At 61.5% G+C, this 21,003-nt stretch carries 14 protein-coding genes; 6 read left to right on the top strand and 8 right to left on the bottom strand.

From position 1 onward, the window contains the following. The first annotated feature begins 16 nt into the window (after positions 1-16). The 3 genes from fdhD to NE851_RS31270 all read left to right on the top strand — a co-directional run bounded on the left by fdhD (position 17) and on the right by NE851_RS31270 (position 2,937). Positions 17-841 (top strand): formate dehydrogenase accessory sulfurtransferase FdhD, encoded by an 825-nt coding sequence (gene fdhD, locus NE851_RS31280; protein ID WP_028756025.1) that lies wholly within the window; start codon positions 17-19, stop codon positions 839-841. After that, positions 831-1,067 carry a formate dehydrogenase subunit delta gene (locus tag NE851_RS31275; protein WP_028756024.1) on the top strand — a complete coding sequence of 79 codons (237 nt, stop codon included), beginning with the start codon at positions 831-833 and terminating at the stop codon, positions 1,065-1,067. Before fdhD ends, NE851_RS31275 begins: the two co-directional genes overlap by 11 nt. Positions 1,068-1,281: 214 nt before the next feature. Further along, complete coding sequence (locus NE851_RS31270) at positions 1,282-2,937, top strand: OFA family MFS transporter (protein ID WP_028756023.1); 1,656 nt, start codon at positions 1,282-1,284, stop codon at positions 2,935-2,937. Between the two features lie 116 nt (positions 2,938-3,053). On the opposite strand, the gene NE851_RS31265 is transcribed toward NE851_RS31270, so the two are convergent. The 4 genes from NE851_RS31265 to rocF form a co-directional block, all read right to left on the bottom strand. Continuing rightward, positions 3,054-4,823 (bottom strand): methyl-accepting chemotaxis protein, encoded by a 1,770-nt coding sequence (locus tag NE851_RS31265; RefSeq protein ID WP_047615524.1) that lies wholly within the window; start codon positions 4,821-4,823, stop codon positions 3,054-3,056. Positions 4,824-5,113: 290 nt separating this feature from the next. Further along, the gene (locus tag NE851_RS31260; protein ID WP_011427049.1) at positions 5,114-5,590 is read right to left on the bottom strand and encodes a chemotaxis protein CheW; all 477 of its coding nucleotides are present in this window, start codon (positions 5,588-5,590) and stop codon (positions 5,114-5,116) included. A 197-nt stretch (positions 5,591-5,787) separates the two neighbouring features. Next, entirely contained in the window at positions 5,788-6,987 is a 1,200-nt protein-coding gene (gene rocD / locus NE851_RS31255; protein ID WP_028756021.1) for an ornithine--oxo-acid transaminase, read from the bottom strand. Positions 6,988-7,061: 74 nt separating this feature from the next. Continuing rightward, on the bottom strand, positions 7,062-7,997 hold the full coding sequence (gene rocF, locus NE851_RS31250) for an arginase (protein ID WP_028756020.1): 936 nt from the start codon (positions 7,995-7,997) through the stop codon (positions 7,062-7,064). 123 nt (positions 7,998-8,120) lie between these two features. On the opposite strand from rocF, the gene NE851_RS31245 reads away from it, so the two are divergent. Beyond that, entirely contained in the window at positions 8,121-8,558 is a 438-nt protein-coding gene (locus tag NE851_RS31245) for an Lrp/AsnC family transcriptional regulator (protein WP_174824498.1), read from the top strand. A 71-nt stretch (positions 8,559-8,629) separates the two neighbouring features. Here the strand turns inward: NE851_RS31245 and NE851_RS31240 are convergent, their stop codons facing one another. From NE851_RS31240 to NE851_RS31230, 3 genes are all read right to left on the bottom strand, one after another. Further along, positions 8,630-14,731 carry a translocation/assembly module TamB domain-containing protein gene (locus tag NE851_RS31240; RefSeq protein WP_127431333.1) on the bottom strand — a complete coding sequence of 2,034 codons (6,102 nt, stop codon included), beginning with the start codon at positions 14,729-14,731 and terminating at the stop codon, positions 8,630-8,632. Between the two features lie 66 nt (positions 14,732-14,797). Continuing rightward, positions 14,798-16,726: an autotransporter assembly complex protein TamA gene (locus tag NE851_RS31235; protein WP_174824497.1), complete on the bottom strand. Its 1,929-nt coding sequence runs from the start codon at positions 16,724-16,726 to the stop codon at positions 14,798-14,800. A 169-nt stretch (positions 16,727-16,895) separates the two neighbouring features. Then, complete coding sequence (locus NE851_RS31230) at positions 16,896-17,153, bottom strand: YMGG-like glycine zipper-containing protein (protein WP_028756469.1); 258 nt, start codon at positions 17,151-17,153, stop codon at positions 16,896-16,898. A gap of 326 nt (positions 17,154-17,479) precedes the next feature. Between NE851_RS31230 and hemA the strand changes: the two genes are divergently transcribed. Continuing rightward, positions 17,480-18,694: a 5-aminolevulinate synthase gene (gene hemA / locus NE851_RS31225; RefSeq protein WP_254962465.1), complete on the top strand. Its 1,215-nt coding sequence runs from the start codon at positions 17,480-17,482 to the stop codon at positions 18,692-18,694. Positions 18,695-18,954: 260 nt separating this feature from the next. On the opposite strand, the gene NE851_RS31220 is transcribed toward hemA, so the two are convergent. Further along, positions 18,955-19,614 carry a DUF4145 domain-containing protein gene (locus NE851_RS31220; protein ID WP_127431860.1) on the bottom strand — a complete coding sequence of 220 codons (660 nt, stop codon included), beginning with the start codon at positions 19,612-19,614 and terminating at the stop codon, positions 18,955-18,957. Positions 19,615-20,008: 394 nt separating this feature from the next. Between NE851_RS31220 and NE851_RS31215 the strand changes: the two genes are divergently transcribed. Further along, entirely contained in the window at positions 20,009-20,986 is a 978-nt protein-coding gene (locus NE851_RS31215) for a LacI family DNA-binding transcriptional regulator (RefSeq protein ID WP_063476270.1), read from the top strand. Positions 20,987-21,003: the final 17 nt, after the last annotated feature.

Genomic DNA, 21,003 nt, shown 5'->3' with positions numbered 1-21,003 from the left:
AGGAGGAACGCGCGTCATGACCTTCACCGTCACTGCCCGTGCTCTCGAAACCGCCCGCCGCAACGGCATCGTGCAGACCGGTTCGCGCATCGTCCCGGAAGAAGTGCCGATCGCCTTTTCCTATGGCGGCAGTTCGCATGCGGTGATGATGGCAACGCCGGCGGATCTCGAGGATTTCGCCGTCGGGTTCAGCCTGACCGAGGGGATCATTGCCGGGCCGGCGGAGATATCGGCCATCGAAGTCGTCGAGGGTGAGCAGGGCATCGATGTGCAGGTAAGCCTTGTCGATGACGTCGCCGATCTGCTGCGGGCACGCCGCCGCAGCATGGCGGGGCCGGTCGGTTGCGGGCTCTGCGGCATCGAATCGATCGAACAGGCAGTGCGGCCGGTGCCTGATGTCTCGCCATCACTGCTGGCGCTGTCGCATGCGGATATCGTCCGCGCCGTTTCGCTTCTGAACGAGGCACAGCCGCTGCATCGTGAGACGCGGGCGGTGCATGGCGCCGGCTTTTATCGTCAAGGCGGGGGACTGATTGCCGTGCGCGAAGATGTCGGCCGGCACAATGCACTGGACAAGCTCTGCGGCGCCGTCATCCGCGCCGGCGAAAAAGGCGGGGACGGCGCGGTCGTCGTCACCAGCCGGCTTTCTGTCGAAATGGTGCAGAAGGCGGCGATCCTCGGCAGCCCGGTGCTCATCGCCATTTCGGCGCCGACGGCTCTGGCCATCCGCACGGCCGAAGCGGCCGGCATGACGCTCGTCGCGCTGGTGCGCGGCGAGGATTTCGAGATTTTCACCCACCCGCACCGTATCTCGCCTGGAAGCATTGCCGATGTCGCATGATACCAAGACCAAGCTCGTCTATATGGCAAATCAAATCGCTACCTTCTTCAAGAGCCAGCCGGAAAGCGAAGCCGCGCAGGGGGTCGCCACCCATATCAATAAATTCTGGGATCCGCGCATGCGGCGGCAATTGTTCGAAATTCTGGAGAATGAGGAGAACGGCCTGGATGCGCTGGTGCTGCAGGCCGCGCCTCTGATCCGAAAGCCGGAGCCTGCGACACACTAAAGCGCGTTCCTCGCGCTTTAGGTCTTTATTTCAAACCTTTTGTTTTTACGCAATTTCGGACGGAAAACCGTTTCCCACTTTTCCTGGAATTGCTCTCGGTCCGATTAGCCAGGATCGGTCCATGCGGGAGGGAAGGCAGGAGCAACCTGCCTGCGCATGTGCCGGTGATAACAAGTCTGAATCAAGCCAGGTCTGAATCAAGGAGGAGTTGTTCATGACTGCAGCCGAAACACGTACAGACGGGGTGGCGGGCTCGGGCCTGCTCGATCGTGAAAGGATCGTTGCACGGCCTGGGTTCAATCGGTGGCTGGTGCCGCCGGCAGCACTCGCCATCCACCTCTGCATCGGCATGGCCTATGGTTTCAGCGTGTTCTGGCTGCCACTTTCCAAGTCGCTCGGGATCACCGCCTCGACGGCCTGCCCGGATCTGACACTCGCCTCGGCGCTGTTCACCACCACCTGCGACTGGCGTGTTGCCGACCTCGGCTGGATCTATACGCTATTCTTCGTCCTCCTTGGCTCGTCCGCCGCCATCTGGGGCGGCTGGCTCGAGCGCGCCGGCCCGCGCAAGGCGGGCGTCGTTTCCGCCTGCTGCTGGTGCGGCGGTATCATTCTTGCCGCTATCGGCGTCATCACCCATCAGCTCTGGATGATGTGGCTTGGCGCCGGCGTCATCGGCGGCATCGGTCTCGGTCTCGGCTACATCTCGCCGGTCTCGACGCTGATCAAATGGTTTCCCGACCGGCGCGGCATGGCGACCGGCATGGCGATCATGGGCTTCGGCGGTGGCGCGATGATCGGCGCGCCGCTTGCCAACCTGCTGATGAATGCCTTCAAGACCGACAGTTCGGTCGGTGTCTGGCAAACCTTCATCGTCATGGCGGCGATTTATTTCGTCTTCATGATGGGCGGCGCCTTCGGCTATCGCATCCCGCCGGCCGGGTGGCGTCCTGACGGCTGGACGCCACCTGCGGCCAAGAGCACGATGATCACCACCAAACATGTGCACCTGCGCGATGCCCACAAGACCAAACAGTTCTGGCTGATCTGGGCCGTGCTCTGCCTCAACGTTTCGGCCGGTATCGGTGTTCTCGGCATGGCTTCGCCGATGCTGCAGGAAATCTTCGCCGGCTCGCTGATCGGCCTGCCGGATGTCGGTTTCGCCCAGCTGGACGCCGGCCAGAAGGCATCGATCGCCACGATCGCCGCCGGTTTTGCCGGCCTGCTGTCGCTCTTCAATATCGGCGGACGGTTCTTCTGGGCGTCGCTGTCCGACAAGATCGGCCGCAAGAATACCTATTATTGCTTCTTCATCCTCGGCATTGTGCTCTATGCACTGGCGCCGACCTTTGCGGGCATGGGCAACAAGGCGCTGTTCGTTCTCGCCTTCGGCATCATCTTGTCGATGTATGGCGGCGGCTTCGCGACGATCCCTGCCTATCTCGCCGATATTTTCGGTACGCAGTTCGTCGGCGCCATCCACGGCCGGCTGCTGACGGCCTGGGCAACGGCCGGCATCGTCGGTCCCGTCGTCGTCAACTATATCCGCGAAGCGCAGATCGCCGCCGGCGTGGCACCCGGTCCAACCCTCTATACCGGCACCATGTATATCCTCGCCGGCATGCTGGCGCTCGGCCTCATCGCCAATTCGCTGATCAGGCCGCTTTCGGACAAATGGTTCATGTCGGACGACGAGGTTGCTGCGCTGCAGGCGAAGTCTGCGGCGGTCAATGCCGGCCCGACCGGTTCCTTTGGCATCGGCACAGGCGGGTTGGACGCCAAGGCGATGCTTGCCTGGGCCGTCGTCGGCATTCCGCTGCTCTGGGGTGTCTGGGTGACGCTGAGGGCGACGTTCGCGCTGTTCGGATGAGCCGTCACGGCGCGTCGCACGGGCTTCATGCGACGCGCTTCATCTTCGTCTACCGCCTCAGTCTGATCAGAGTGCCGCCTGGTGGCGGCACGATAGGATGGCTGCGGCGGCTGGGATCAGAATTCTTCCCAGCTCTGGGCGGTCGCAGCGGCGCCGTGCGCCTTTGCGACGCGTGAAATAAGGTGCAGCGCCGGTGAACCCGCTTGCCTCGCCTCATGTCTCACCTCCGGCCGGCCGGCGGCCTGGGTCTGGCCCGGCAGACGGAATCGTGTCAGCAGGACGCGCAGCGTTTCGGCTTCCTTGGCAAGGCTATGGCTGGCGGCGGTGCTCTCTTCGACCATGGCGGCATTCTGCTGCGTTGCCTGATCGAGCGTATTGACCGCGTGGTTGATTTCCTTGAGGCCGGTTGCCTGCTCCCTGGAGGCCTCGACGATGGCGACGACGTTGCCGTCGATATCGCCGACCTGTGCGACGATCTCCTCCAGCGCCTTGCCTGTCTGGCCGACGAGGCCGACGCCGTTCCTGACATGCTCGCCCGACGTGTTGATCAGCGCCTTGATCTCCTTGGCGGCTTTGGCGGAGCGCTGAGCGAGCTCCCGGACTTCCTGGGCCACCACGGCGAAGCCCTTGCCGGCTTCGCCGGCGCGGGCCGCCTCGACGCCGGCATTCAATGCCAGGAGGTTGGTCTGGAAGGCTATATCGTCGATGACGCCGATGATGTTGGTGATCTCGTGCGAGGACTGTTCGATCTGGCCCATGGCGGCAACGGCATTGCGGACCACGGTGCCGGATTGCTCGGCGCCCTGTTTGGTCATGGCGACGAGGCGGCCGGCCTCATCGGCGCGGCGGCTGGAATCGTTGACCGTGGTGGTGATTTCCTCCAGCGCGGCGGCGGTTTCTTCGATCGATGCGGCTTGCTGTTCCGTCCGTTTGGAGAAGGAATCGGCCGATGCGCCGATCTCGCGTGAGCCGATGGCGATCGCACCGGCATTCTCGCCGATTGTCTTCATCGTCTCGGCAAGGACTTTGATCGTCGTGTTGAAATCGTGGCGCAATTGCTCCATCGAGGGGACGAAGGGCGTGTCGACCGTCCTTGTCAGATCACCTTCGGATAGGTGACGCAGCGCGCCGCCGAGCGAAGAAATCGCGCTCATGCGTTGGGTGACGTCGGTGGCGAACTTCACCACCTTGTAGACCTTGCCGTCGGCATCGACGATCGGGTTATAAGCTGCCTGGATCCAGATTTCGCGACCGCCCTTGCCGAAACGGACGAATTCGTTGGCGATGAATTCGCCATTGGCCAGACGCCGCCAGAAGCTTTTGTAATCCTCTGTGCCGACATAGGCCGGATCGCAGAATATGCTGTGATGCTTGCCGCTGATCTCGGCCAGGGAATAGCCCATGGCGTTGCAGAAATTCTCGTTCGCGGTCAGGATCTCGCCCATCGGGCTGAATTCGATCACCGCCTGCGAACGCGAGATCGCCTGCAGCTTGCCGGAATCCTCGACCGCCTGCTTCTTGGCGGCAGTGATGTCGGCTGCAAATTTCACCACCTTGAATGGCTTTCCGCCCTTGAAAACAGGATTGTAGGAAGCCTGGATCCATATCTCGCGGTTGCCCTTGGCAAGACGCTTGTAGGCGCCGGCATCATATTCGCCGCGCCCGAGCCGCGCCCAGAAGGCGCGATAGTCAGGAGTTGCCGTATAGGCCGGCTCGCAGAACATGCTGTGATGCTTGCCGACGATCTCGCTCAGGCGATAACCAAGCGCATTGCAGAAATTCTCGTTCGCCGTGAGGATATTTCCATTGAGATCGAATTCGATGATCGCCTGCGATTTGGAAATGGCATTGAGAATATATTTCGAGTCGGAAGATAGACCAAACATCCTTGCCCCTCTGAAATGCGCGTTCTGCTGCTTCGGCTGATAAGACGAAGCGTGTCGGACGAAGAATGCCGGTGATGGAATGACAGCCGTATCGTCTGTCATTCCTCCGAGATTTGCGGAAAACGTATCATCCTTGTGTGTCGTATGATGATAGGACGTGGTTAATATCTCGTATAAAAGAAATAACTAATATTGAGCCGTGCGGAAGAGCCTTGCGGTACATAATAAAAAAACCGCCCGGATAGGCGGTTTTTCAAATGCGAATTGTCTAGAACGAATGCCTAGGCCGATCAGGCCGCCAGATCATCGGTCTCGTTTTCCTTGAACATCTTGGAGAGGTTCAGGAAGCAGATCATGCCATTTTCTGAAGCGATGATGCCTTCGCAATAGGCGCGGTCGAAGGAGGCGGTCACCTCAGGCACCGGCTGGACCTGGCTGGACGAGATGGTGAGAATGTCCGAGACGCGGTCGACGAGCATGCCGATGACCATGCTGTGAACTTCGGCGACGACAATGGCGCTGCGCTCGTTGGCGACGGTGCTCTTCATGCCGAGCTTGTAGGCAAGATCGATGATCGGGATCACCGAGCCGCGCAGGTTCATGACGCCGATGACATCGGCCGGGGCGTGCGGGATCGGCGTCGACGGCGCCCAGCCGCGGATTTCGCGGATGGTCGTGGTCTTGACGCAGAATTCCTGATCATGCAGGCGGAAGGCAATGATCTCGAGCGTATCGCCGCTGAAGCTAGTGGAATTGATCGTGGCCATTAGAATTCTTCCCAACTGTCGTAAGCCAAAGCAGAAGCGGGTGCGCCACCATTGGCGCTGACGAGCCTTGCCTTCACACCACGCGATGGCTTTGCGCTCGGCGAAGCATCGTTACGGTTACGACGACATTAGCGAAAGAGTGTTGCCCAAATCTAAATCGGGAGGGGGGTTGCGAAGGTTTTCAGCCCCGATTTACCTCAGCCTATGGTCTTTTCGATCTGCGAGACTGCCCAATCCACCTGCTCCCTTGTTATGACCAATGGCGGAGCGAGACGAATCGTATGGTCGTGGGTATCCTTGGCGAGCAGGCCGCGCTCCTTCAGCGCATGGCAATATTGCCTCGCGCCGCCGGCTTCGGGTTCCAGTTCGATGGCCATCATCAGACCGCGGCCGCGCACGTCCCTGACGATGTTCGAGCGGATCGACCTGAGGCCATCGAGGAAATAATCGCCCATGACCGCAGCGTTCTCGATCATGCCCTCTTCCGTCAGCACCTTCAGTGCGGTGCGTGCCACCGCGCAGGCGAGCGGATTGCCGCCGAAGGTCGAGCCGTGCTGGCCGGGCTTCAGCACGCCGAGGACTTCGGAATTCGAAAGCACTGCTGACACGGGGTAGAAGCCGCCGGAGAGCGCCTTGCCGATCAGCGTCACGTCGGCCTCGATGCCTTCGTGTTCCTCAGCCAGCAGCTTGCCGGTGCGGCCGAGGCCGGTCTGGATCTCGTCGAGAATGAGGGTGACGTTGTTATCAGTGCAGAGTTCACGAATGCGGGTGAAATAACCCGCCGGCGGGATGATGACGCCGGCTTCCCCCTGGATCGGCTCGATCAGGGCGGCCACCGTATTGGCATTGATTGCCGCGGCAAAAGCCTCGGCATCGCCGAAGGGAATGGTGCGGAAGCCCGGCGTGTAGGGGCCGAAGCCGATGCGGGCATCGGGATCTGTGGAGAAGCTGATGATGCTCAGCGTCCGGCCGTGGAAATTATCGGCGCAGACGATGATCTCCGCCTTGCCCTCCGGCACGCCCTTGACCTCGTATCCCCATTTGCGCACCGCCTTGATGGCGGTCTCCACGGCTTCGGCGCCGGAATTCATCGGCAGGATCTTGTGTGAGCCGGTGAGAGCGGCGAGTTCTTCGTAGAGATAGGCGAGCTGGTCGTTGCGGAAGGCGCGGGAGGTGAGCGTCAGTCTGCCCGCCTGCTCGACCATGGCGGCAAGGATCTTCGGATGACAATGGCCCTGGTTGACGGCGGAATAGGCCGAGAGGCAATCGAGATAACGGTTGCCGTCGGTATCCCAGACATAAACGCCTTCGCCACGCGTCAATACCACGTCGAGCGGCTTGTAATTGTTGGCGCCGAGCCGCTGTTCGGTGGCGATCAGTTTTTCCGAAGTGGTCATGGCCGTTCTCCCTTAGTCTTTGGTTTCCGCATGTCGTGATCGCAAAACTGCTGCACAGTTTTGCGCGACATGCTCTATGCCGCGCGTGTCGGACGATCGAAGATGCGGCGGCCGAAGAGGCTTGCCGTCAGCTCCACCAGGATGCGGGCGCTCTTGCCGCGATCGTCGAGAAACGGATTGAGTTCGACGAGATCGAGCGACGAGACGAGGCCGCTATCCGAAAGCATTTCCATCACCAGATGCGCCTCGCGAAAGGTCGCGCCGCCCGGGACCGTCGTGCCGACGCCAGGGGCAATCTCGGGATCGAGGAAATCGAGGTCGAGGCTGACATGCAGCAGGCCGTTCGCCTTGGTCACGACGTCCAGGATCTCACGCATGATGGCGCCGATGCCCTGCTCGTCGATCGCGCGCATGTCGAAGACGTTGACGCCATGTTCGTGGATTTCTTCGCGCTCACGCGCATCGACCGAACGAATGCCGACCTGGAAGACATTCTTCGGATCGACGAACGGACGGTCCTTCGGCAGGATCTCGGCGAATTCGGCCTCGCCGCAGAAGAAGGCGACGGGCATGCCGTGAATATTGCCGGAGGGCGAGGTGGCCGGAGAATTGAAGTCGGCATGGGCATCGAGCCAGAGGACGAAGAGCGGGCGGCCCTTGCTGGCGGCATAACGGGCCATGCCGGAGACGCTGCCCATGGAAAGGCTGTGGTCGCCGCCGAGAATGAGCGGGAAACGGCCGGCGGCGGCGACGTCATGGACGCTGCTTTCGAGCGCGCGGGTGAAGGCGCCGACGATCCTCAGATTGTGGGCTTTCGGATGGTTCGGCAGATCCATCGCCGGCACGATCCTGAGATCGCCGATATCGGCGACGTCATGGCCAAGCTCGATCAACGTCTGATCGACGCCGGCAATGCGCAAGGCGGCAGGCCCCATGGCAGCGCCTCTGCGGCCGGAGCCTTCTTCCAGCGGCGCGCCGATGAGGGTGACGGATCGCGATTGGGCATTCATGTCTGGGGCTCCGTGTTCAGGCCTGTTTCGACCGATAGTGAGATAAAGGGCTGACGGCAAAAAGATGGAAAATTGTCAGAAATGGATTATGATTGCGCAGAATGATAAACCTATTTTGACAAAGTGATCAGCGTGGATGATCTCGACACCGAACTTCTCAGTGCCCTTCGCCACAATGCCCGGATTTCCGTCTCCTCGCTTGCAGCGATGACGGGTGCATCGCGGGCAACGGTCGCTGCCCGGATCGACCGGCTGGTCGCCAGCGGCACCATCGTCGGCTTCACCATCCGCACCGGTCACGAGACGCGGTCCGCCGGCGTGCGCGCCATCGTCATGATCGAGGTGCTCGGCAAGCTCGCCGACAGGGTGGCCGATCAGCTGCGGGGCCTGCCACAGGTGCGCGCACTTCACAGCACCAACGGCAAATGGGATTTCGTCGCCGAACTCGAGGATCGGGATCTTCCCTCCTTCGACGAGACGCTGCGCCGCATCCGACTGATCAACGGCATCAATTCGACCGAGACCAACATTCTTCTCAAGACGAGCAAGACCGGTTTCTAAGGCGGCTTAGAGCTCGTGCATGCCGTCATTCCAAAACTGCCGCGCAGCAGCTTCAGGCGAGATGCGATGCATCAGTATTCCCGTTCATAGACGATGCCAGCTTCGCCTTCACCATTGCCGCCTGCTCCGCCGCGCAGCTTGACGCCGCGGCCGACATCGAGGTTGATCACCGCCTTGGCGCCGGCCGAACCACCCTGCTGCAATTCGAAATAGGTGCGGTCGTTGAGATAGCGGCCGACGCTGACGCTCGTCTGGCCCTTGGAATCGGTGCTGACGTCAAAGTCGTCAACGCCGAGTTGGTTGCGCAGGCCTTCGAAAAGCGAGGTGGAGCGGTTGCCGGCCAACTGGCTGACGGCGTCGGCGAGCTGGGCGATCTGCACGGGTGAGAGCTTCGACATCGACTGGCCGAAAATCAGCTGCGCGAGGACCTCGTCCTGCGGCAGCTGGGGCGAGGAAGAAAAGGTGATGGCGGGGTCGGTGGCGAGGCCGGCGACGTCGACGGTCAGCGTCGTGGTACCGGAGGTCGAGGTCGCTTCCATCTCGAGCGCCGGCGTCAGGTCGCCGGCAAAGGTGATCCGGCTCTTGTCGGAGAAATCCAGGCGGCGGTTGAGAATGGTCAGGCGGCCGCGGCGCATGGTGAAACCGCCGGTGACGACCGGTGCCGCCGCCGTCCCGCGAATGGTCACGCGGCCGCCGAGCTCGGCATCGATGCCGCGGCCGCGCACGAAGATATGCGATGGCGCGTCGATTTCGAGATCCAGTGTCATCACGGAGGATTTCTCGCCGGGTTTGCGCTCGCCGTCATCACGCAGCTGCGCCAGCACCGCCCGCGGCGCGTTCTTATGCCGGATGTCGATTTCTCTGAGCGAGGTCGGCAATTTTTCCGGGACGGTGATCGAGGTCTTGTCCAGCCGAAGCTTGCCGCTCAGCGTCGCGTTTGCAATCGGCCCGCGTAGGCCGAGCGTGCCATTGACGGTCGAGACGACAAGGGTTCCATCGACATAGACCGCCTTATCGAGCTTAATCGAAATGTCGGCGGGAAAGCCGCCGGCCGGCTGGATGCCGATCGTGCCGCTGGCCGAAATCGTGCCGCCGCTGCCAAGGCTGCCGTTGAGGCGCGATATCACGGCCTGGCTGCCATTGAAGGTCACCGTTGCCGCAAGGTTGTTGACGGCCAGATTGCGCCGGACGTCGACGAGCTTTGCGCCATTGGTCGAGACAGTGCCGTTGATGACGGGTGCTGCGGCCGTTCCGCCGATCTGGAGATTGACGGTGGCGACGCCGTCAGCGACGAGACCCTGCTGCGCAAGCGGGGCGCCGAGCACGGCGAAAGGAAGATTGCCGTTGAAGCGCATGTCGATGGGGCGATTGCCTGTGATCGCAACACTGCCGCCGCCCTTCAGCGACATGCCGGCGTCACCTGCAAGGCTGGTCTCGACCGTCAGCTTGTTTCCGGCAAGTTTGCCGGATGCGTCGATGTTGAAGGGCGAAAGGCCGGCGCCCTTTGTCTGGCTCGTCGCTGCGTTCTTCCAGTCGACCTTGAAGTCGACGGAGGGCGAAGACAACGCACCGGTGGCCTTGACGGTCGCCGAGACCGCGCCCTCGGCTGCAAGGCCGGGAACAAAGCCGTTGGCGATGCCAGCCGGCAGATTGCTGGTGTTTGCCGTGACGTCGAGCGAGCGGATCGATGTGCCTTCGATGGCGAGATTGCCGGTGGCTTTCAGCGCAATGCCGCCGCTGCCGGTGAGGGCGGCATTGAAATCCAGCCTGTCACCGGCGTATTTTCCCGTCGCCGCCAGCGCAAGGCGGGAAATGCCGGCAGCCTTGGTGTGGCTGGTCGCGGCATCTTTCCACTCGAGCTTGAAATCGACGATCGGATTTGTCGGCGTTCCCGACGTCACGGCATTTGCCGAGAGCGTGCCTTCGGCACCAAGATCGGGAACGAAGGCATTTGCGATACTTGCCGGCAGCGCCGGGATATCGGCATTGATCGAAAGGTCCCTGATGGCCGTTCCCGCGATGGTGACGCCGCCCTTTGCCTTGGCCAGCACGCCGTCCTTGCCGGCGAGGTTGGCGTCGAAATCGACCCGGTCATTGGCGAATTTGCCGGATGCCGCAGCACTCAGTCCCGACAGGCCGCTGCTCCTGGTTTGGGCGGTGGCGGCATTCTTCCAGTCGAGCTTGAAATCGACGGCCGGTTTCGGCAGTGCTCCGGAGGCGGATGCCGTTCCCGAGACCGTGCCTTCGGCGGCTAGACCGGGGACGAAGCCGTTGGCGAGACCTGCAGGCAGGTTGGCAAGATCGGCCTTGACGTCGATGTTACGAACTGATGTGCCCGATATCGCGATATTGCCGGCGGCCTTGAGCGAGAGGCCGTCCTTGCCGGCGAGATTGGCATCGAAATCGAGGCGATCGTCGGCGAAGCGTCCGGATGTGGACAGCGCGAGGCCAGAGAGATGAGCGCTTCGGGTCTGACTGGTCGCAGCATCCGTCCAGTCGAGCTTGAAGTCGGCCTTCGGTGCGGCGGGTGTCCCGGCGGCGGACACAGTGCCGGAGATCGTTCCGCCGGCGGCCAGATCGGGAACGAAGGCATTTGCGAGACTGGCCGGAAGCTTGGCGACCTCGGCATCGACCTTGATGCTGTCGATCGCCGTACCGGCGAGTGCGACATTACCCATGGCCGTCAGTGAGAGGCCTTGATCGCCGCGGGCTGCCGCGTTGAAATCCAGCTTGTTTTCGGCAAATTTTCCCGACGCGGTCACGCCGAGCGCTGCAAGGCCGGCACGTTTCGTGTGGCTCGTCGCCGCGTCTTTCCAGTTGAGATCGAAATCGGCACTCGGGGCGGAAAGCGGGCCGCTGGCCGAGACCTTTCCCGAGATCGCCCCTTCGGCGGCGAGATCGGGGACGAAACCGTTTGCGATATTCGCCGGGACATTCGTCAGCGTGGCGTCGACTTTGACGTTGCCGATCGTCGTGCCGGCGATGGCGACATTGCCTGATGTTTTCAGCGAGAGGCTGTTGGCGCCTGATATCGCCGTGTCGAAATCGAGCTTGCTGTCGGCGTATTTTCCGGATGCCTTGACGGTCAGATCCGCAAGGCCGGCGCGCTTCGTCTGGCTCGTCGCAGCACTTTTCCAATCGAGATCGACATTGGCGGTTGGAGCAGCGAGGGAGCCCGACGCCGTCAATTTTCCTGTGATCGTGCCTTCGGCGGCGAGATCGGGAACGAAACCATTGGCGATGCGGGCAGGCAGGTTGAGGATATCGGCGTCGACCTCAAGCACCGGTGCCTTCGGGTCGGCGAGCGAGACATTGCCGGCGGCCTTGAACGAGAGGCCGTCACCACTGCCGACCGTCGTGTCGAAATCGAGCTTGTTGTCGGCGAATTTGCCGCCGGCGGCAATACCGAGCGGCGCCAGGCCAGCGCCCTTGGTCTGGCCCGTCGTCGCATCCTTCCAGTCGAGCTTGAAGTCGGCGACGGGTGCTGCCGGCGTTCCCGTCACGGCAATCCTTCCGGAGATCGTGCCGCCGGCTGAGAGATTGGGCACGAAACCGTTGGCGAGCGCTGCCGGCAGTTGGTGGATGTCGGCATCGAGCTTCAGCGTTTCGCCGGCGGAGCCGGTGACGGTGACCGAGCCGGTTCCGGTCTTCAACGTCAGTCCGTTCAGGCTGGCGGCCCCGCTGGCGATTGTAACCTGCGTTGGTGCGGCAAGCTCGATCGGGATATTGCGGGGGCTTGCCGAGAACCGATCGAGGTTCAGGTGCATCGTGCCGCCCGCCGCCTCGATATTGCCGGTCGCCAGTACGGGATTGCCGTCATAGGCGGTATTGAGATCGAAATCTGTATGGTCTTGTTGCTTGGTGAACCCAAGCGAAAGGCCGGCAAGCTTATTCGTTCCGGCACTCACCTCCTCGGCCTTGACCGTACCGCTTGCGGCCAGGGCGCTGAGATCGCTGACCGTGACATCGATATCCGGCTTGACGATCGCAAGCGTATCACGGCGGATCGAGCCGCCTGTTGCGAGCAGCTTGAGCGCGATCCTGCCGCCATCGCTGCTGACGCCGAGCGAGCCTTTAAGGTCGCCTTCGGCCCTTTGCCCGCCGAGTGCGGCGAGCAGGCCGAGATTGGGGAAATCGAAGGTCAGGGCGCCTGTCGGCTCCAGCGCGGGCGAGAATTCCACATTGCCGGTCAACCGGTTGCCGCCGATATCGGCGGTCAGTGCCGGAATACTCGTCTTGCCGTCCTTCGAACTGATGTCGCCGTTGATGCCGATCGGCTGGCCGTCGATCGTGCCGGTGGCGGCGATCTTGCCTTGCGGCGCCTTGGGATCGGCGAGGCCCGACAGGTCGATATTGAGGTTGCCGAGCTTGCGGTCGGCCATGTCAAGGCTGGTGGCCTTGAGATTGGCCGTCACCGAGACTGCCGGGAGCTCACCTCCTATTCTCAACGCATAACCCACCCCGCCGCTGGCGCCGGGGATGAGCTTGCCGACGTCAGGCAGCCGGCCGGAGAGATCGGCATTCAACATCTGGCCATCAAGCGCGACGTTGCCGGCCGCTTCCAGCGTTCCGGACTTGAGAACGAGATTGGACAGCGCGAATTTCGACGGGATGGTGCCGACCACCTGGCTTTCGAGCGAGATCGGTCCGTCGAACCTGGCTGTTGCCGCAGCCGGCAGGGCCGCCGGTTCGACGGTGAGCTTGAGGTTGCCGGTCAGCGCCTGGTCTGCCAGCCGATAGGAGCCGTTGAGGCTGCCGTTGATATTGGCGCTTTCGACGGTGGTGCCGTTGAAGCCGATGCCGGAGGGCGTGATCTGCAGCGGCGAGGCGATCGTGACCGGTCCTTGGACAGCGCGATTGAGGTTCGGCTCGGCAAAGCTCATGTCACCGGCAACGAGGCGCAGCTGGATGCTGCCAGAACGCGCGGCGAGATTGAAGGCGTCGCTCTTGGCTGTCAGTTTGACGTTGCCGATATCGGCCTGGGGCAGGGTTGCGGTGTCGAGCGAGCCGCTGACGTTGAGCCGGGCCGCCTGCGCATCGCCTGTCAGCGCCAGGTTGAGACCTGATATCAGGAAGCGCGCTTCGCCTTCGGCGAGCGGCCAGCGGAAATCGACAGGCCCCGAGGTGCCGAGCAGATTGGCGTTCAGGCTGTTGTTGCCGGCCGGATCGAGGGTGCCCGAGGCAGCGATGACGACGCTGCCGGTGGCGATATTGCCGGTCTGGATATCGATCTTGCCGTGGTTGTCGAAGGTGGTGGCAAGATCAATATTGGTCTGGCCGGCAAAAAGCGGCCGGAATGCCGATGGCAGCAGCGAGCTCAGGTCGCCGCCGCCCTTGAGGTCGAGGTGATGCAGTCCGTCTGCCGAGATCTGATGCCGGGCCTCGATTGCGGCGCGTTGCTGCCCGTCGAGGGCGGCCTGCACTTTGCCTTTCCAATCGGATATCGGCCCCTGGCCGTCGAGATCGATGTTGACCGCCGGGCTGTCCGGCAGGCCGAGAAAGCCCGCCAGCAGCCCGCCCTTCGGTTCGGAAAGCTGTGCCTTTAGCCGCAGCCGGTTTTCGGCCGGCGCATAGGCGATGTCGGCGGCAAGCCGCGCATCGGGGACCGCGTGACGGCTGACATTGACGATAGCCTCGCCGCCATCGCCGTTCGCCGAAAGGCTGCCTTCGGCGGCGAGCGCAAAGGCACGCCCGGCAATGGGTGCGGCGAGTTTGATATTGGGCAGTGCGACGCGGTCGATATCGATCTTGATCGGCAGGCTGAATCCGCCGGAGGCTTCAGTTCGGGGCCGCGAGGGCAGGGTGCGCACCGGCTTGCGCAGCACGTCGATCGCTTCGATCTCGAAGCGTTTGGCGTGGAAGGTTCCGGTCAGCAGCGCCAGCGGATTCCAGTCGATTGCGATGCCATGAATTTCCGCAAAGACGCCCCGGGTGTCGGAGAGGGAGATCTCGGCAGCGCGAAGCCCGCCGGTCAGAAGACCTTGCGGTTCACGCACTTCGATCGTCATGTCGCGGTTGGAAAGCGTCGAGGCTATCCTTTCGGTGACGATGCGGGCGCCAAAACTGGTGAAGCCGAAGATCGCAAGGGCTGCGACAGCGAGAATCAAAGTGGCGCCCAGCGCATAGCCGGTGAGCCGCAGGATCCAGTTGACGATTTTTGCCAGCGTTTGCATCGGCGCGGACACTACCCCGTTTTCATGACGGCTCGCAGATCGGAAAACACGAGCGGATCGGCAATTCTAGAAGGATTGGCCGATGCCGGCGTAGATTCCGTAATCTGTGCCATCTTCGTACTTGTTCAGCGGCATGGCAAAATCAAGCCGCAGCGGGCCGAAAGGCGTTGCATATCGTATTCCGGCGCCGGCGCCGGCGCGGATATCGGAAAAACCCGGAAAGGTGCTGTCCGATACAGTACCGACATCGATGAAGGGCACGATGCCGATCGTATCGGTGATCTTGATGCGGGCCTCCAGCGAACCGGTCACATAGGAGCGGCCGCCGGTGGCATCGCCATTGTCGTTATAGGGCGAGATTTCCTGATAGCTGTATCCACGGACCGAGCCGCCGCCGCCGGCAAAGAAGCGCTGCGTGGCGGGAATGTCGCCGATGCTGTCGCCGCCGATCAGGACGCCGGCGGCTACCTTGCCGGCCAGCACCAAGCCGTCGTCCTGGCCGAACGGCAGATAACCGGAGATCGAGCCTTGGAATGCCGCATAGGGCGTGGCGTTGAAGATTTCGTAGCCGGGCTTTGCCGAGAAGGTCGCGCGATAGCCCTCCGTCGGGTTGAACTTGTCGTCGCGTGCGTCGCGATCATATTGGATCGGCAGGGTGAAGGTCAGATAGTCGTTCTCGCCGAATGCGTCGTCGTCGCGCTCCCAGCTGAGCTCGCCGCTCGCCGAGACACTGTCCTGGTCGGTCAACTCGTAGGACAGGCCGAGCGAGGCGGTGACGAGCGTCGCATTATAGGCATCCGGATTTTCGGTCTTGGCGACGATGCCGGCCTTCAGGGTGGCGGCGGGGAAGAAGGCGCCGGGTTTGGTGAAGAGGATGCCGGCGGAATAGTCGAGGCTGCCCACATCCGTCGTTTCGCCAAGCCGAGAGACCGCTCCCTCGATCCTCAGCGTTTCGGCTTCGCCGAACAGGTTGCGGTGGCCCCAATAGCCTTGAATGCCGAAGCCGTCGGTGGTGGAATATTGCGCGCCGACGCCGAAATAGCGCCTCTTGCCTTCGGAAACCTCGATCGTCATCGGCAGGGTGCCATCCGGCGCCAGCGCATCTCCTTCGTGGATGGTGACGCTCGAAAAGACGCCGAGGGCGCGAAGGCGCTCGCCGGCTTTCTTCAACGCTTCCGGGGAATAGGCTTCGCCCTTGTTCAGCCGGGAATAACGCTGGATGAAAGCTGGCTTGACGGTCTTCTCGCCGGTGACGCCGACATCGCCGATCGGGGCGACCGGACCACCTTCGGCGGCAAGGACGATATCGACGGTATCGCTTTTGTGGTCGGCGACCACCTTGCGTTCGGTCAGTTTGGCGAAGGGACGGCCTTCGCTCTTCAACTGTTCGACGATCTTGTCGCCGGCTCTGATGATGGCGAGCGAGCCGGCCTCGGCGCCCGGGGCGAGATCGTAATCGGCGGGATTATGGTTTGCGGCATCGCCGCCGAACTGGACCTCCCTGACCTTGAAAACCGGGCCGGGAGCAATGTCGACGGTGACGGGGATCGGCCCGGACCGGTCGAATGTCGGATTGGGCGGCAGGTCGTCGATGTTTCTGCCGTCGATGGTGATCGTTACCAGGCCGCCATAGCGGGCCTTTTCATACAAGGTGGCGATCAGCCGCTCACGGTCGTCGCGCGCCTTGACGACGATGCCGAGATCGCCGGACACCGGCAGTTTCTGGTCACTGAGGAGGCGGGAACTGTTTTCCAGCGCTTCTTTCAGGTCGGGATCGACGGTATCGGCTCTGAGGTCGACGTGGTAGCGCACCGGATCGGGCACCTGTTCACCTTCGTCTTCTTCCTTGCCGAAAATGGTGATGCCGAAAAGCTTGAAGGCATAAGCGTCGCCGATCAGGACCGGTGAGAACGCAGCTGCCGCTGCGACCACCATCATGGTGCCTGTTCGCCGATACGCAGTACCTGTTTTCGGGCCTGTCCCTCTGATCCGCATCCGCCGCTTTTGGTTATGCCTACAATGAAGCTTCGTTGCCCAGCCGTGAACAGCTTAGCGGCAAAATCGCGCGGCGTGTACCATTTTAAATTGCCAACGCGCTAATTTAGCACAAAAAATCCCGGACATGTGTCCGGGATTTTCCGAATTTGACGCTTTCCAAGCGCTCTCAGCGCGGGCAGCTATCGATGTAGCGGCGGCCGTAACGGTCGCGATAGTAGCACTGGCCGGGCTGTTCGGCGACACTGCCGATCAGGGCGCCGGACACGCCGCCGATGGCGGCGCCGACTGCCGCACCACGGACATCGCCGGTGACGACGCCGCCGATCACGGCACCGGATGCAGCGCCGATGCCGGCGCCCTGCTGTGTCGGTGTGCAGCTTGCGATCGACAGGCCGATCAATGCGAGTATGACAGCTTTCTTCATCTTTTCTCTCCGAGGTTGTTGCCCAACGGGCAAAGGCCGTCCCTTCTATTTTTTCGTCACGCTAGACCGAAAACTATGTCGGAAGAAAGGGTTGTCCATCCGATGTGCTGATTTTTTTGCGATGCGGCCGTCGTCACCTTTCGCATGGTTGGCAAACTTCGCTGCATTCTGCCGCATCAATTCCATTGATCTCGGCTCGCATATTTTTTATCTGGAATCATTCAAAAATCTGGGCCTTTTGCCGCAGTTGATGTTAAAGCAAAGGGTAAGCATTGACGCGCGGACGTCCGGTCATCAAGAACGTCCGCGTGATACTGGAGCATATGATGGATTTCGAAGCGTTTTTCAAAAACGAGCTGGACGGGCTTCATGCTGAGGGCCGTTACCGCGTTTTTGCCGATCTCGAACGTCACCGCGGCAATTTCCCGCGCGCGACGCGCCATACGGCCGATGGCCAAAAGGAAGTCACGGTCTGGTGCTCCAACGACTATCTCGGCATGGGCCAGAACCCGAAGGTGATCGAGGCGATGAAGAACGCCATCGACCACTGTGGCGCGGGTGCGGGAGGCACCCGGAATATTTCTGGCACCAACCACCATCACGTCATGCTCGAGCGTGAGCTTGCCGATCTGCACGGCAAGGAAGCGGCGCTGATCTTCACGTCGGGCTATGTGTCCAACTGGGCGGCGCTTGGCACGCTCGGTGCGAAGATCCCCGGCCTGATCATCTTCTCCGATGCGCTGAACCATGCCTCGATGATCGAGGGCATCCGCTACGCCAAATGCGACAAGGTGATCTGGAAGCACAATGACGTGGCCGATCTCGAAGCCAAGCTTGCGACCGCCGATCCGAAGGCGCCGAAGCTGATCGCCTTCGAGAGCGTCTATTCGATGGACGGCGATATCGCTCCGATCAAGGAGATCTGCGACCTCGCCGACAAATACGGCGCGATGACCTATCTCGACGAAGTGCATGGCGTCGGCATGTACGGCCCGCGCGGCGGCGGCATTGCCGAGCGCGAAGGGCTGATGGACCGGCTCACCGTCATCGAGGGCACGCTCGGCAAGGCGTTCGGGGTGATGGGCGGTTATATCGCCGCTTCGACGGCCCTATGCGATTTCATCCGCTCATTCGCCTCCGGCTTCATCTTCACCACGGCGCTGCCGCCGGCGCTCGCCGCCGGCGCCGTCGCCTCGATCCAGCATCTGAAGGTCAGCCAGTTCGAGCGCGCCCGCCATCAGGACCGGGTCCGCAAGCTGAGAGCGCTGCTCGACCAGCGCGGCATTCCGCATATGCCCAATCCGAGCCATATCGTGCCGGTGCTGGTCGGCGATGCGGCCAAGTGCAAGTGGATCTCCGACCTGCTGCTCGACAATTGCGGCGTCTACGTCCAGCCGATCAACTACCCCACGGTGCCGAAGAAGACCGAACGGCTGCGCATCACGCCGACCCCGCTGCATTCCGATGCCGATATCGCCCATCTGGTCGAGGCGCTGCATTCGCTCTGGTCGCGCTGTGCATTGGCGCGGATGGTTGCCTGATTTTTCGATGATTGCTTGGGTTTCCCCATGAATCAGGATCTCCGCCAGAGATCCTGACCGTCATCGTTTTGCTTTTGCAAACCTTCTTCCGCTCATCGTCTCGCCCGAAAAGTTTTGTCAGTCAGCGTACTTCCAATCTTTCTTACTATTGGCACTTCAAAAACGGGCTTCGTCACCGTTGCCGCGTCCTTCGGAAGTAAAGGTTTGCGCGCGCCGGCTATGATTGCAACGGTCCCTCGAATTAGGCTCTCGGGCGGTTGCTATGAATGATCGAGGAGGAAACGTTCCACATATTCGATCATTTCTCGGACGTCATCAGCAGTGAATTTTTCTGGGTGGCCGTGCGCCGCACTGTTCCGCACGTCTGCGATTGCGGTGACCCGCTTTTGGACCAGCAGGCTGTACTCGCCAGCTTTGGCTAGATCGGCATTCATTTTGTCGAGCTTTCCGGTGGAAAGGCCTTGGGCGATACACATGTCGCGAAGTTTGGTTTCAAGCACAACGCCAGCGACGACAGCGGCCGGTGTAGCGTACGATGCTGCAAGGAGCTGTCGCGCTTGATCCAACTCATCGCTGAATAGTTCCGCCTGAACGAGCGAACGAACCTTATCAAGATAACCGCCGTTGTAGTCCTCTTGGGCGGCCATCAGAATGGACTTCAACTGCTGAAGCTCCTGCCAGCTATCCCTATAGCTCTCCGGCTTTTCAGCCTCCACAAACGCTTGATAATGTTCTGAGTCCTTAGCGCACGCGGATGCTAGGAGGTTTTTCGCCTTTACTTTCCAGCCGATGAGTTGATTTTTGTCCACGCTGTCATATTCACCGGAGTATTCCGAGCGATGATGCGTTTTGGTCGCTTCGACCGTCCTCGCTTGGACAATTAAGTCAGCAAAGCGTGCCGATAATTTCTGTGTGGGCATGTGTTCCGTTCCGCAGATCTTGTGGAAGCGCTTTCTTCAAGGAAGTCAGCGACGTTCTGAAGGTCACATACGTCTACTAAGAATTCAACCTGCAGTCGCGAGGCAAATGCAATAAGGCGTCACGTACGGAAGGCCTTGAGTTGTCGTTTGTCGATATCGCCTGTCGCAAAGTTGGCAACTCTATGACGTATTGCAATCCGCTCCGATCAGATCGCATCGGTCTTTTCCTATGCTTCCTTGCTGTAGCCTGCGCCTCCTGACCCTCTTGGAATTGCATGAGAAAACCTTTTCTCACTTGACATGCAAGTTGGTAAAAGCTTTTCTCATGTCACTTCAGAAGGAGGAAGGTCTGAACATATCGGGAGGAAAAAGGGGCAGGATCACCATCCACGAGGTGGCGGCGGCTGCCGCGGTGAGCATCTCGACGGCGTCGAAAGCGCTCAACGATACCGGCCGGATGGGGTCGGAAACGCGTGAACGGGTGAAGCGGATCGCCGCCGAAATCGGCTACCGGCCGAATGCGCTGGCAAGAGGTCTTCTCAGCAAGCGCAGTTTCACCGTCGGGCTGCTGACGAACGATACCTACGGCCGTTTCACGCTGCCTGTCATGGCGGGTATTTCGGACGCGCTCGTCGATCACGGCGTTTCGGTCTTCCTGTGCGCCATCGAAGACGATCCGGCCCTTGCGCAGATCCATGTCGATGCGATGTTGGACAAACAGGTCGACGGCATCATCGCGACGGGGAAGCGCCTGGATCGGCGCCTGCCCGTCGATCTGTCGAATTTGCATGTGCCTGTTGTCTACGCCTTCACGGAGGGGACGCAGAACAGCGTTACCTTCCGGTCGGACGACGAGCAGGGTGCGCGGCTGGCGGTGGAATGGCTCGTGAAGATCGGGCGGCGGCGGATTGCCCATATCACCGGGCCGGAGGACTTCTTCTCGGTGCGGGAACGCGCCGGCGCCTATCACGAGGTGGCCGGTCACCGCGAACCGGTGCTCTACGGCGTCTGGTCGGAAAGCTGGGGCCATGACGCGGTCGAACAGCTGTGGAAGAGGCCGGGAGAAAAACCGGATGCGCTCTTCTGCGGCAATGACCAGATCGCCCGCGGCGCTGTGGATGCGTTGCGCGAGCGCGGCGTCAAGGTGCCGCAGGACGTCTCGGTCATCGGCTTCGACAATTGGGAGATTGTCGCGGCCCAGACGCGGCCGCCGCTGACGACGGTGGACATGGAATTGAAGGAACTCGGACGGCAGGCCGGATTGACGGTGCTGGCGCTCGCGGAAGGACGGCCTGTCGAGCCGGGCGTGAGGAAATTGCCCTGCCGGCTGATCGTCCGGCAGTCATGCGGGAGCAAAGCTTCCACGGAATGAGAACAAGGGAATGAGCA

It is taken from the genome of Rhizobium anhuiense bv. trifolii (assembly GCF_024346605.1).
GTDB classification, from domain to species: domain Bacteria; phylum Pseudomonadota; class Alphaproteobacteria; order Rhizobiales; family Rhizobiaceae; genus Rhizobium; species Rhizobium anhuiense.
This window is presented reverse-complemented; position numbering and strand designations above follow the sequence as displayed.